The sequence below is a fragment of the Pseudomonas sp. 22515 genome (assembly GCF_052044625.1).
In the GTDB taxonomy this organism is placed as follows: domain Bacteria; phylum Pseudomonadota; class Gammaproteobacteria; order Pseudomonadales; family Pseudomonadaceae; genus Aquipseudomonas; species Aquipseudomonas alloputida.
In genome coordinates, this window is the sequence record NZ_JBQENN010000015.1 from 112511 (window position 1) to 125098 (window position 12588).

General features: G+C 64.5%; 10 protein-coding genes and 1 riboswitch. Of the genes, 5 read left to right on the plus strand and 5 right to left on the minus strand.

The window, feature by feature from the left end:
- Nucleotides 1-103 precede the first annotated feature (103 nt).
- A complete protein-coding gene (locus tag ACTJJN_RS15825) occupies nt 104-1429 on the minus strand; it encodes a sigma 54-interacting transcriptional regulator (protein ID WP_440781406.1) in 1326 nt (441 codons plus the stop codon).
- Nucleotides 1430-1770: 341 nt separating this feature from the next.
- Between ACTJJN_RS15825 and ACTJJN_RS15830 the strand changes: the two genes are divergently transcribed.
- Complete coding sequence (locus ACTJJN_RS15830; RefSeq protein ID WP_003247923.1) at nt 1771-2037, plus strand: hypothetical protein; 267 nt, start codon at nt 1771-1773, stop codon at nt 2035-2037.
- Nucleotides 2038-2143: 106 nt separating this feature from the next.
- Here ACTJJN_RS15830 and ACTJJN_RS15835 read toward each other — a convergent pair whose 3' ends face one another.
- The 4 genes from ACTJJN_RS15835 to cobW form a co-directional block, all read right to left on the minus strand.
- Complete coding sequence (locus ACTJJN_RS15835) at nt 2144-2734, minus strand: vWA domain-containing protein (protein ID WP_012052138.1); 591 nt, start codon at nt 2732-2734, stop codon at nt 2144-2146.
- A gap of 77 nt (nt 2735-2811) precedes the next feature.
- Nucleotides 2812-3825, minus strand: coding sequence for an ATP-binding protein (locus ACTJJN_RS15840; protein WP_004577135.1), 1014 nt, complete (start codon nt 3823-3825; stop codon nt 2812-2814).
- 1 nt (nt 3826) lies between these two features.
- Nucleotides 3827-7588 (minus strand): cobaltochelatase subunit CobN, encoded by a 3762-nt coding sequence (gene cobN / locus ACTJJN_RS15845; RefSeq protein WP_440781407.1) that lies wholly within the window; start codon nt 7586-7588, stop codon nt 3827-3829.
- 3 nt (nt 7589-7591) lie between these two features.
- Nucleotides 7592-8659 carry a cobalamin biosynthesis protein CobW gene (gene cobW, locus ACTJJN_RS15850; RefSeq protein WP_440781408.1) on the minus strand — a complete coding sequence of 356 codons (1068 nt, stop codon included), beginning with the start codon at nt 8657-8659 and terminating at the stop codon, nt 7592-7594.
- 100 nt (nt 8660-8759) lie between these two features.
- A riboswitch (cobalamin riboswitch) is annotated at nt 8760-8976 on the minus strand.
- A 100-nt stretch (nt 8977-9076) separates the two neighbouring features.
- On the opposite strand from cobW, the gene ACTJJN_RS15855 reads away from it, so the two are divergent.
- The 4 genes from ACTJJN_RS15855 to ACTJJN_RS15870 all read left to right on the plus strand — a co-directional run bounded on the left by ACTJJN_RS15855 (nt 9077) and on the right by ACTJJN_RS15870 (nt 12493).
- Nucleotides 9077-9229 (plus strand): hypothetical protein, encoded by a 153-nt coding sequence (locus ACTJJN_RS15855; RefSeq protein ID WP_004577132.1) that lies wholly within the window; start codon nt 9077-9079, stop codon nt 9227-9229.
- Entirely contained in the window at nt 9226-9588 is a 363-nt protein-coding gene (locus tag ACTJJN_RS15860) for a hypothetical protein (RefSeq protein WP_014753366.1), read from the plus strand. The genes ACTJJN_RS15855 and ACTJJN_RS15860 overlap by 4 nt, the downstream gene beginning before the upstream one ends.
- A 171-nt stretch (nt 9589-9759) precedes the next feature.
- Nucleotides 9760-11337, plus strand: coding sequence for an ATP-binding cassette domain-containing protein (locus ACTJJN_RS15865; RefSeq protein ID WP_440781409.1), 1578 nt, complete (start codon nt 9760-9762; stop codon nt 11335-11337).
- Nucleotides 11338-11473: 136 nt separating this feature from the next.
- Entirely contained in the window at nt 11474-12493 is a 1020-nt protein-coding gene (locus ACTJJN_RS15870) for a branched-chain amino acid aminotransferase (protein WP_003247906.1), read from the plus strand.
- The last annotated feature ends 95 nt before the right edge of the window (nt 12494-12588 follow it).

Here is a 12588-nt window from a genome sequence, read left to right on the forward strand (position 1 = left end):
GAAATTGGCCAGCAGGCCCGGCCCTTTCGCGGGTGAACCCGCTCCTACACGGGCTTGTGTAAGAGCGGCTTCAAAGAACAGCGCAAGCGTACCTCAGCAGCGCTCAGCGTATCTGGTGCTTGTGCAACAACCGATAGAACGTCGGCCGTGAAATGCCCAGCACCTTGGCCGCCACGCTCAGGTTGTCGCTGTGCCGGTTGAGCACATCGCACAGCGCCTGGCGCTCGGCGCGCTGCTTGTATTCTTCCAGCGTGCCCAGCGGTTGTTGTTCCGGGTCGAGCAGTTGCAACCCCAAGTCTTGCGCCTCGATCTGCCGCCCTTCGGCCAGCACCAACCCGCGGCGCACGCGGTTGGCCAGTTCGCGCACATTGCCCGGCCAGTCATGCCGCCCCATCGCCGCCAGGGCATGGTCGCTGAACGACCGTGGCCGACGCCCGGTCTCCACACTGTAGAAATGGGCAAAATGGTTGGCCAGCATCGACAGGTCACCATGCCGGTCGCGCAACGGCGCGGTCACCACCTGCAAGACGTTCAGGCGGTAATACAGGTCTTCGCGGAAACGCCCTTGCTCGATGGCCCGCTCGAGGTCCACATGGGTGGCCGCCAGCACCCGTACATCCACCGGTATGGGCTGGCTGCCACCCACCCGCTCGATGTGCTTCTCCTGCAAAAAACGCAGCAAGTTGGCCTGCAATTCCAACGGCAGGTCGCCGATTTCATCAAGAAACAATGTGCCGCCATCGGCCGCTTCGATACGCCCGGTCTTGCGCTGGTGGGCACCGGTAAAGGCGCCCTTCTCATGGCCGAACAGTTCGGACTGGATCAAGTGCTCGGGGATCGCCCCGCAGTTGATCGCGATGAACGGTTGCTCGCTGCGTTGCGACTGGCGGTGCAAGGTGCGCGCCACCAGCTCTTTGCCGGTGCCGCTTTCTCCGCGGATCAGCACAGGCGATTCGGTGGGTGCCAGTTTACCCAGCAACTTGCGCAACTCGCGGATAGGCCGGCTTTCGCCGAGCAACTCATGGGTTGCCTCATCGACCTTGACGGCCCCCTTGCCGCGCAAGCGCGCCATGCCGAAGGCCCGGCCCAGGGTTACCTGCACGCGGGAGACGTCGAACGGCAGGGTATGGAAGTCGAAAAACCACTCACACACAAAATCACCGAACGCCGGCATGCGCAACTGATCGGCGCTGAGCACGGCAATCCATTCGGTGTTGCTGCGCTTGATCATGTCCTTGACCGCGTCCGGGTGCCTCAGGTGCGAAGCCTGCAAGCGCAATAGCCCGACATCGCACGTTTGGTCCAGCGCGGCCCCGAGCATACAGCTGTCCACATCCCAGCCTGCGTTGCGCAGGCCAGGTAACAAGCGGTGGCAATCGTCGCAGGGGTCGACGATAAGCAAACGGCGTTGAGCGGCAGGCTGCTGCATGACCGATCCTTGGCGCCAGTTTTTGGTTTTTTGAAGTAAAACAGCAAGTTGTGGCGCCCGTTTAACAGTAGCAACGAAGTTGACGGTGCCCAGTACCGTCTGTCTGCCGAATCATTTTTTTACAAACCGCCACGGGAATTTTCGCACTTTATCGACATCACATGGCGGCGCAGGCAAGAACAGCGTCGACCCTGAAAAAAAATTTACAGCCAATGTGTGACTTACCCACGAACAACGAGCATCAGTAGACATAACCCCGCGCTGCACTTCGCGATCAATGAGGCGACTTTGAAGCAACGCGGACTTCACTTCGATGTTTGGGACCATAGAGAGACCGAACCATGAATGCCCCGCTCCGTGTCAACGAAGCACTGCTGATTGCCGACCACGCCTTCGAACCTTTCCAGTGCGTAGCCTGGGATGCACCCAACGGTACTGGTGAACTGAGCCTGGCAGTGATCGACCGGACCAGCACCCGCATCGGCGCCAAGCAAGTGTCGTCGCGCATCTACTCCGACCCGGCCCAGTGGGCCAGCCTGATCGAAGAAGTGCGCGCCGAATTGTGTGAAAAGGGCTACGACCTGCAACCGTGGTCGATGCCGAAGTAATATCGGCCAGCACAACAAGTGCGTGCATGGTCACGCACTTGTACAACTTCTCTGTTGCTGTTGTGGCAACTTTCCCAATTGCGACAACGTGTCGCAACCTGCCAGTTCAATCCACCACCTTGAATTGTTGCAAGTGCTGGTAATCAGCCTGTAATTGTTCTGCCAGACGCTGCGCGCGTCCCAGGCGCACGGGCGCCAGTTCCATATCGACCAACAACGTGGCGCATGGCATCGGCTGCACGGTATTGCTGTGCTGCAGGCGACCGTCGGTGAACACCAGGCAACGCAAGGCCTCTTGCGGATGGGCTCGCTGCCGCGCCTGTAGCCAGTGCCGCGCCTGTTCCAAGGCGGCGATCAGCGGCGTGCCCCCACCTGCTCCCAAGGCCTGCAGCCAGGGTTGCAAGGCAGCGGATGCCTTCAGCCCGTGGCGCTGCCACTGTGGTGTGCGCCCGCTGGCAGTCAGCAGGGCCAGGCGGGCGCGCTGGCGGTAGGCCTGGTCGAACAATGCCGCCAGCAGCCCTTTGGTCTGTGCCAGCGCCTGATGGCGCCGGGTTGAAGCCGAGGCATCGACGATCACCAGCCACAATTCTGCCGGCCTGCCTTGGCGCTGCTGCCAGCACAGGTCCTGTCGCTGGCGTGGCCGCCCTTTGAGCAAGGTCGGCAGCCAGGCTACCCGGCCGGCCGCCGCATTTCGCACGAGGCCACGGCGGGTACCGTTCTGCTTGCCTATGCCCGTTCTGGCATCCGCCCCGTTGGCTGGTGGCTGGGGGATGCTCAGGGCTTTTTTGCCCAGTTCGGCACCTCGCGGCGGGCGCCGCTGGCTACCGGCTGTGCCGGTAATGCCCCCCAGTCGCCCTGCCCACCCTGTTCGCCCGGGTTGCCGGCGCCAGGCTGCTGGTCAGGCGGCTGTGGCGCCGACGGCGGGCTGGCCTGGGGCGTCATACGGCGGCGATGGCGCAAGGCGAATTCGGCCACCGCCTCGACATCCACTTCTTCGATAGCTGCAGCCCCACGCCAGGCACAGTGGGCGCGCGCAGCGCGCAGCCACACCAGGTCGGCACGCAGGCCGTCCACGCCGGCGGCGTAGCAGCGCTCGGTAATCCAGGCAAGCGCCTGGTCATCCAGGGCAATGTCGGCCAAGGCCTGGCGCGCCGCGTGGCAGCGCTCGCGCAGTTGCGCCTGGGCCTGGGCCCAGTGTGCGCAGAACGCCTGAGGGTCACTGTCGAAGGCCAGACGGCGGCGAATGATCTGCTGCCGGGCCTCGGGCTCCGGCAAGCCCTCCAGCGCCACGTTCAATCCGAAACGGTCGAGCAACTGCGGGCGCAGTTCGCCCTCTTCCGGGTTCATGGTGCCGATCAGTACGAAGCGGGCGCTGTGCCGATGCGAGATACCGTCACGCTCGATGCGGTTTGTGCCGCTGGCAGCCACGTCAAGCAACAGATCGACCAAGGTGTCGGGCAGCAGGTTGACCTCATCGACATACAGCACACCGCCGTCGGCCTGGGCCAGCACGCCCGGGGAAAACTGCGCCTTGCCCTGCCCCAGCGCGGCATCCAGGTCGAGGGTGCCGACCAGCCGCTCTTCACTGGCGCCCAATGGCAAGGTGACGAACGGGCCTTCGCCAAGCAGGTCGGCCAGGCCACGGGCCAGGGTGCTCTTGGCCATGCCACGCGGCCCTTCGATCAGCACACCACCGATCCTGGGGTCGATGGCGGTCAGGCACAGCGCCAGCTTGAGGTCGTCTGCACCGACCACGGCCGCCAATGGAAATTGTACGGGTTCACTCATTTCAAGCCTGTTCCTCGCCATCGAGCAGTTGGTCCTCAAGGGCTTCGCGGTAGTCGCCCGGCGCCTGCCACAAGCCGCGCTGCTGGGCCTCCAGCAGGCGCTCGGTGAGGTCGCGCAGGGCCTCGGGGTTGTGCTCGCGCATGAAATCGCGGGTTGCCGGGTCGAGCACATAGGCATCGGCCAGCCCCTGGTAATGATGGTCGTCGATCAGGTGCGTGGTGGCGTCGAAGGCGAACAGGTTGTCGACTGTCGCGGCCATCTCGAAGGCACCCTTGTAGCCGTGACGCTTGACCCCGTCGATCCACTTGGGATTGAGCGCACGCGCGCGGATCACCCGGTTCAGCTCTTCCTTGAGGGTACGGATGCGCGGTCGGTCGGCCTGGCTGTGGTCGCCATGGTAGCTGGCCACCACCGCCGCGGACAGGGTTTCCGAGGCCGCCAGCATGCCGCCTTGGAACTGGTAGTAATCGTTGGAATCGAGCAGGTCGTGCTCGTGGTTGTCCTGGTTCTGCAGCACCGCCTGCACCTTGGCCAGGCGCTGGGCGAACTGGGCGCGGGCCGGGGTGCCGTCGTCGCTGCCGCCGTAGGCATAGCCGCCGTGGTTGAGGTAGACCTCTGCCAGGTCGTCGCGGCTGTGCCACAAGCGCCCGTCGATGGCGTTCTGCACCCCGGCACCGTATGCGCCGGGTTTGGCACCGAACACCCGCCAGCCAGCCTGACGTGCAGCCTGCTCGGCATCCACGCCTTGAGCCTGCAGCGTGGCCCGTTCGCTGCGCACGCGGGCAGCCAGGGGGTTGAGGTCGTCAGGTTCGTCCAGCGCGGCCACGGCCTGCACGGCGGCGTCGAACAGGCGGATCAGGTTACCGAAGGCATCGCGGAAGAAGCCGGAAACGCGCAACGTCACATCCACCCGCGGGCGGTCGAGCAGGCTCAACGGCAAGATTTCGAAGTCGTCGACGCGCTGGCTGCCGGTGGCCCAGACAGGCCGCACGCCCATCAGCGCCATGGCCTGCGCGATGTCGTCGCCGCCGGTGCGCATGGTCGCCGTGCCCCACACCGACAGGCCGAGCTGACGCAAGTGATCGCCGTGGTCCTGCAGATGGCGCTCGAGGATCAGGCTGGCCGAGGCGAAGCCCAGGCGCCAGGCTGTGGTGGTGGGCAGGTTGCGCACATCCACGGTATAGAAGTTGCGGCCAGTGGGCAGCACATCGAGGCGCCCTCGGCTAGGCGCACCACTGGGGCCGGCGGGCACGAAGCGCCCGGCCAGTGCCGCCAGCAGGCCATGCATTTCAGCCGTGCCGCAGGCGTCAAGGCTGGGTGCGACCGCTTCACGCAGGGCTTGCACTACAGCGTGCACCGGTTGCCACTCACTCAGGTCGGGTAACTGTGCCGTGCTCTCCAGTGCCTGCCCGATCACCTGAAGTGCCAGCAGCTCAAGGCGCTCGCGGGTGTCGCCACAGGTGCGCCAAGGTTCATTGCTCATGGCCTGCAGCTGTTCAGGGCGTATGCCCTGCCACGGCTGCCCAAGGTCGCAGTCGAGCGGGTCCCAGCCCGGCACCAGTGCTTTGGCCAAAGCCCGCAGCAGGCTGGCATTACCCCCACGACCGTCGCCACGCTCGACCCGCAACAACGCCAGCAGCGTATCCAGGCGTAGCCGCCCTTCAGGAGACTGACCAAACACGTGCAGTCCATCGCGAATTTGCGACTCCTTCAGGTCGCACAGGTAGGTGTCCAGGCGCGGCAGCCAGAGCGCCGCATCGTCCAGTTGCCCTTCCAGTTGCAACTCACGGTCGATGTGGTTGGCCTTGACCAGCTCGAGGATGTCACGCTGCAACTCGCGGGCACGTCGAGGGTCGAGCAACTGCGCTTCATAGAACTCGTCAGCCAGTTGTTCCAGGTGGCGCAGCGGGCCATAGGTTTCGGCACGGGTCAGCGGCGGCATCAGGTGGTCAATGATCACCGCCTGGGTGCGGCGCTTGGCCTGGGCACCCTCGCCCGGGTCATTGACGATGAACGGGTAGATGTTCGGCAGCGGACCCAGCAGCGCGTCCGGCCAGCACTGCGCCGACAGCCCGACGCCTTTGCCCGGCAGCCATTCGAGGTTGCCATGCTTGCCAACGTGGATCACCGCATCGGCGGCAAATGCGTGACGCAGCCAGAAGTGAAATGCCAGGTAGCCATGCGGTGGCACCAGGTCAGGGTCGTGATACACCGCGCTAGGGTCCACCTGGTAGCCCCGCGCCGGCTGGATACCGACGAAGGTCAAGCCAAAGCGCAGGCCGGCAACCATCAGCCGGCCGCTGCGGAACATCGGGTCCTGTTCGGGCGGCCCCCAGCGTTCCAGTACTGCCTGGCGGTTGGCCTGCGGCAGGCGCTCGAACGCCACCTGGTAATCGGCCAGGCTCAGGCTCTGGGCACAGGGGCGCTGGTCGAGGTGGTCGAGGTCGTTGGTCACCCCACCGAGCAGTTGGTGGATCAGTTGCGTACCGCTGCCCGGCAACTCGGCCAGCGGATAGCCTTCGGCCTGCAACGCCTTGAGGATGTTGAGTGCGGCGGCGGGCGTGTCCAGGCCGACGCCATTGCCAATGCGGCCGTCGCGAGTCGGGTAGTTGGCCAGCACCAGGGCCACACGCTTCTGGGCATTGGGCAGGCGGGCCAGCTCGACCCAGCGGCGGGCCAGCTCGGCGACAAAGTCCATGCGCTCGGGGTGGGCGCGGTAGCAGACAACGTCGGACTGGCTGCGCTCGCTGCGCCAGGCCATGTCCTTGAAGCTGACCGGGCGCGTGATGATGCGCCCGTCCAGCTCCGGCAATGCAATGTGCATGGCCAGGTCGCGCGCGCCCAGGCCCTGCTCGCTGGCTTCCCAGCCTGGCTGGTTGTCCTGCGCGCAGATTGCCTGAAGCACCGGGATGTCGCGGCGAAACGGGCGCAGGTTGGGGCGCTCGGGGCTGGACAAGGCGAAACCGGTGGTATTGACCAGCACTTCGGCGCCGACCTCGTCCAGCCAGGCTTCGACCTGTTCCAGGCAGGCGCTTTCCTTGAGGCTGGCCACGGCGATCGGCAACGGGTTCAGGCCGGCAGCCTGCAGGCGCTGGCAGAACACGTCGATGAAGGCGGTATTGGCCGCTTGCAGGTGCGAACGGTAGAACAGCAACGGCGCCACTGGCTGCTCGGGGTGCCAGTGCGGGTACCAGTCCTCGAGTGTCGCACTGCCCTTGGCGGGGTGATAGACCGCCGTGCGCGGCAAAGGCTGCGGCTCGTCCCAAGCATAGTCGCGGCCCAACCATTGGCTGGCCAGGCAGTTGAACAGGTTGATGGCGTTGGCCTTGCCGCCCTGGCGCAGGTAATGCCAAAGCCGCTCGGCCTGCTCACCGCGGACGTTGCCCAGGCGGGTCAGCTCCGGATCCGGGCGGTCATCGCCCGGCACCAGAATCAGCTGCACGCCACGGGCGGCCAGCTCGACCAGTTGTTCGACACCATAGCGCCAGTAACCAACGCCACCGTGCAGCGACACCAGGATGACCTGGGCGTGGCGCAGCACCTGGTCGACATACAGGTCGACCGAGGCATGGTTCTGCACCTGCATCGGGTTGGCCAGGCGCAGGCTGGGAAAGTCTTCGGGCAATTGCTCGGCGGTGTCGGCGAGCAAGGCCAGGTGTGAATCGCCGCTGCAGAGAATCACCAGCTCGGCGGGTGTCTGGCCGAGGTCGGCAATGCTGTCATCCGGTACGAAACCACCGGGCTGGGTCCGCAGCAGGTGCATGGGTCAGGCGCCCAGTGCCTGGCGCAGGCGCGCTTCCAGCTGGGCAGCATCGAGGTCCTGGCCGATCAGCACCAGGCGGGTGATGCGCGGCTCATCGGCGCGCCAGGCGCGGTCGAAGTGCTTGTCGAAACGGGTGCCCACGCCTTGTACCAGCAGGCGCATCGGCTTGCCCGAGATGGCGGCGAAGCCTTTGGCGCGCAGGATACCGAACTCCACCACCAACTGGGTCAATGCATCGAGCAGCAGGCTTTCGTCGGCTTCTGGCAGGTCGATGGAGATGGAGTCGAAAGCGTCGTGGTCATGATCGTCATGATCGTCGCCGTCGTGGTGCGAATCGTGGTGGGTTCGGCGGCCATCGATATGCGCCTCGGACTCGGCACCCACGCCCAGCAGCACCTCCAGTGGCAGCTTGCCGCTGCTGGCCTCGATGACTTTCACCGCCGGCGGCAGTTCTTCGGCCACCTCGGCACGCACCTTAGCCAGGCCTTCGGCGTCGATCAGGTCGGCCTTGTTCAACACCACCAGGTCGGCGCTGGCCAACTGGTCAGCGAACAGCTCATGCAGGGGCGATTCATGGTCCAGGTTAGGGTCGAGCTTGCGCTGGGCATCGACCTGGTCCGGGTAGGCAGCAAAGGTGCCGGCGGCCACGGCCGGGCTGTCGACCACGGTGATGACCGCATCGACGGTGCAGGCGTTGCGGATTTCCGGCCACTGGAACGCTTGTACCAATGGCTTGGGCAGGGCCAGGCCGCTGGTTTCGATGAGGATGTGGTCGAGGTCGCCACGGCGGGCCACCAGCTCGCGCATCACCGGGAAGAATTCTTCCTGCACGGTGCAGCACAGGCAGCCATTGGCCAGCTCGTAGACGCGGCCGCTGGCTTCTTCTTCGGTGCACCCGATGCTGCACTGCTTGAGGATCTCGCCATCGATGCCCAGTTCGCCGAACTCGTTGACGATGACCGCAATGCGGCGCCCCTGGGCATTGTCGAGCATGTGGCGCAGCAAGGTGGTCTTGCCCGAGCCGAGGAAGCCGGTAACGATGGTGACGGGGAGCTTGGCCAGTGTTTTCATGTCGCATTGCCCTTGGCAGTGTGGCGCGGGCATGCAGGACGACAGCCGCGGGCCAGGCCGGCCGGGCTTGTTCGCCACCGGATCACCCCGCCCGGTTGAAAGTCGAAAACGTGACGAGGCAGGTCTCCTGGCTTGCACCGTTCCATGTCCCCGTTCAGTCGAACGCCGGGCTGGCGGGATGACGCCTTCCCGCGCGCTGGCGCAGTGGCTGTGTCGATCCGTTGTCGGTGCTTACAGTTGCGGGGGCAGCCGCGGCTTGTACCGCGTTCCCGTCTTAGCTTCGGCCAGGCCGAAGAACCTCGAAGTGGGCAAGGCTACGCAGTGGCTGGCGGGTGGTCAACCATTGCTGCCGGCTGGTCGACCATAAGAGGAGCAACTGCGCTACAGTGGCACCTTTTCAACGGACAAGGACGCCCCATGCCCCTCGCCCCCGCCCTACCGGTACTGCGCATGTTCTCGGCCGACAAGGCCAAGGCTTTCTACCTGGATTGTCTGCAGGTGCAGGGGCAGGCCCCGTTAGACAACCACCTGCGCTTTTGCCAGCAGATCGATGACGAGGCCAACCCATGAAGGCACTGGGCAAACGCGAAATAGGCCGCCTGGAGCGGGAGTTGGTGGCATGCCTGACCGATGCCTGCGAAACCGCCAAGGCGGAGATTGTCGGCTTCAGTTGGCTAACCCATCGCCTCAACCCGGAGGACTTTCCGAGCAGCCTGCGTATTACCTGGGTATTCGAGCAAGAGGCCGACAAGGCAGCGGCCGTGGTCGGTGATGCGAAGGCGCGCATGCTGGCACTTACCGCTCTGGCGCTGGAGCAAGCCGGCATTGAGCTGGACCATCCGGCCTGGCATGTGCGATTCGACAGTGAAGAAGCCTGCGCGCACGGCCACGGCGGAGACTGGGCCAAGCGCTTGCAGACGCAGCGCTGAGCCCCAACCGGCAGCCGGTGCTTTACCCGGCCCCAGACGGTCCGTTAGGCTACGCATTCTCTAAATGATGAGGTGTTCGTCCAATGCGCCATTGATGCCGCCGTCCGTTCGACGGCCAGTCTTCAGCCTCCGGTTCGTTCCGGAGATGTCGCGGCATTTGTGGAGTTGTGCATGACGAACACGTCGATTCTGACGCTGGAAAGCGTCTCCTTGGCCTTGCCTGATGGCAGGCCGCTGTTTAGCAACCTCAACGAAACCTTCGACCAACGCCGCACCGGCCTGGTCGGGCGCAATGGCGTGGGCAAAAGCCTGCTAGGGCAGATTCTTGCCGGCCGGCGTGAACCGAGCAGCGGCCATTGTCGGCGCCTCGGGCCTGTCCATTTGCTGGACCAGCAAGTCATCGCGCGCAGCGCCACGCTGGCCGACCTGGCCCAAGTGGGGCCGGTGATTGCGGCGCTGGAGCGCATAGAGCAAGGCAGCATCAAGCCCCAGGATTTCGACACCGTTGGCGAGCGCTGGGATATCCGCGAGCAATTGCAGCTGCAGCTTGAGGGCCACGGGCTGGGTCAACTCGACTGGCGCCAGCCCGCACGGACCCTGAGCGGTGGCCAAGCCATGCGCGTGGCACTGATTGGCGCGTGGCTCAGCGATGCCGATTACCTGATCCTCGATGAGCCAAGCAATCACCTGGACAACAACGCCCGTGCCCAGCTGCTGAGCATGATCGAAGCCTGGGACCGTGGCTTGCTGGTGATTAGCCACGACCGCAGCCTGCTGGCGCACATGGCACGCATTGTCGAATTATCCAGCCTGGGCTTGCAGGCCTACGGTGGCAACTACAGCCTCTATAGTGCGCAAAAAGCCAACCAGACGGCGCAAGCGCAGCAGCAACTTGCCCGGCTGAAGCAGGTGCAGCAACGCCAGGCCCGTGAACTGCAGCGCCAACGCGAAGACCTGGAGCGCCATCAAGCCCGGGCCGGGCGCCAAGCCAAGCACGCCAACCAGGCAAAAATCCTGGTCGACCGCAAGCAGGAGCGCAGCCAGGCCACTGCTGGCAAGCAGCGCCGCGACCATCGCGATGCTCGGCAAACGCTACTGGGCAAAGTGCGTGACGCCGCCCGCGAGGTGGAGCAAGACAGCGCTATTACCTTGCACGCGCCCACTCCTCAGCGTCATCCGGGCCGAGAGGTCTTGGCCTTGCAGGCACTTTGCTTGCCCCATGGCACCCGCAAAGCACTTGACCTGCGCTTGTGCCTGGGCCAGCGCGTAGGGCTGATCGGCGCCAATGGCAGTGGCAAGTCCACCCTGCTCAGGCTGCTGAATGGGGAATTGCCAGCATCGCCCGACAATGTGCGCCTCAGTGGCGAGACCGCCCTACTCGACCAGCACTGCAGCACACTGGCAGGCAACCGCAGCGTGCTCGAACACCTGCGCCAAGCCAACCCGACGCTGGCCCAGGGAAAATTGCGCAGCCGCCTGGCGCAACTGGGCCTGGATGCAGCCCGTATCGAACTGCCCAGTAGCCTGCTGAGCGGCGGCGAGCGTATGAAGGCGGCGCTGGCCGCCGTGCTGTACCGCGAACGGCCGCTCGATCTGTTGCTGCTGGACGAACCCGGCAACCACCTGGACCTGCCATCGCTGACAGCCCTGGAAGGTATGCTTGGGCAGTTTCGCGGGGCGCTGATAGTGGCGTCCCATGATGCGGTATTGCTGGAAAACCTGGCGCTGGATGAGTACTTGCTGTTGTAGACACCGAAAAAAAAGCATCGCAGCCTATCAATTCGTGACTGGCCGTTCCCGATCCGCCAAGGATGGTTTAAGGTGGCATGGTGCGCATATAACAGCAGCCCGAGCGATCGGGCACTTGCAAGACAATGAGGGTGTCATGAGCAACGAAAGCATTAATTGGGACAAGCTGGGTTTCGACTACATCAAGACCGACAAACGCTACCTGTCCGTATGGCGCAATGGCGAGTGGGACAAGGGCACCCTGACCGAAGACAACGTACTGCACATCAGTGAAGGCTCCACGGCCCTGCACTACGGCCAGCAGTGCTTCGAAGGCCTGAAGGCCTACCGTTGCAAGGACGGCTCGATCAACCTGTTCCGCCCGGACCAGAACGCGGCCCGCATGCAGCGCAGCTGCGCACGCCTGCTGATGCCGCACGTGCCGACCGATGTGTTCATCGAAGCGTGCAAGCAAGTGGTCAAGGCGAATGAAAAGTTCGTGCCACCGCACGGCAAAGGCGCCCTGTACCTGCGCCCGTTCGTGATCGGCACCGGCGACAACATTGGCGTGCGCACCGCCCCCGAGTTCATCTTCTCGGTGTTCGCCATCCCGGTTGGTTCGTACTTCAAGGGCGGCATGAAGCCGCACAACTTCCAGATTTCCAGCTTCGACCGTGCTGCCCCACAGGGCACCGGCGCGGCCAAGGTCGGTGGCAACTACGCTGCCAGCCTGCAGCCGGGCGCTGAAGCGAAGAAGGCCAACTTCGCCGACGCCATCTACCTCGACCCGCTGACCCACACCAAGATCGAGGAAGTCGGTTCGGCCAACTTCTTCGGCATCACCGCCAACAACGAGTTCGTCACCCCGAAATCGGCCTCGGTACTGCCAGGCATCACCCGCCTCTCGCTGATGGAACTGGCGCAATCGCGTCTGGGCCTGACCGTGATCGAAGGCGATGTCGAGATCAGCAAGCTGGACCGCTTCGTCGAAGCCGGTGCCTGCGGTACCGCAGCCGTGATCACCCCGATCGGCGGCATCGAGTACAACGGCAAGCTGCACGTGTTCCACGACCTGGAAAAGGTCGGCCCGGTTACCCAGAAGCTCTACAACGAGCTGACCGGTATCCAGAGCGGCGATGTAGAGGCACCGGCTGGCTGGATCGTCAAGGTCGCCTGAGGCGCATCAGCTGTATGAAAACGGGGCATGCCAGCGATGGCATGCCCCGTTTTTCATGGGTTTATACGGTCACCTTGAGCGGTTGTACCCGCAAA

Excerpts from the sequence above, each read along its gene's own strand:
- ACTJJN_RS15825 (WP_440781406.1), bottom strand. The coding sequence starts at position 1,429 with ATGCAGCAGCCTGCCGCTCAACGCCGTTTGCTTATCGTCGACCCCTGC.
- ACTJJN_RS15830 (WP_003247923.1), top strand. The coding sequence starts at position 1,771 with ATGAATGCCCCGCTCCGTGTCAACGAAGCACTGCTGATTGCCGACCAC.
- ACTJJN_RS15840 (WP_004577135.1), bottom strand. The coding sequence starts at position 3,825 with ATGAGTGAACCCGTACAATTTCCATTGGCGGCCGTGGTCGGTGCAGAC.
- cobN (WP_440781407.1), bottom strand. The coding sequence starts at position 7,588 with ATGCACCTGCTGCGGACCCAGCCCGGTGGTTTCGTACCGGATGACAGC.
- cobW (WP_440781408.1), bottom strand. The coding sequence starts at position 8,659 with ATGAAAACACTGGCCAAGCTCCCCGTCACCATCGTTACCGGCTTCCTC.
- ACTJJN_RS15855 (WP_004577132.1), top strand. The coding sequence starts at position 9,077 with ATGCCCCTCGCCCCCGCCCTACCGGTACTGCGCATGTTCTCGGCCGAC.
- ACTJJN_RS15860 (WP_014753366.1), top strand. The coding sequence starts at position 9,226 with ATGAAGGCACTGGGCAAACGCGAAATAGGCCGCCTGGAGCGGGAGTTG.
- ACTJJN_RS15865 (WP_440781409.1), top strand. The coding sequence starts at position 9,760 with ATGACGAACACGTCGATTCTGACGCTGGAAAGCGTCTCCTTGGCCTTG.
- ACTJJN_RS15870 (WP_003247906.1), top strand. The coding sequence starts at position 11,474 with ATGAGCAACGAAAGCATTAATTGGGACAAGCTGGGTTTCGACTACATC.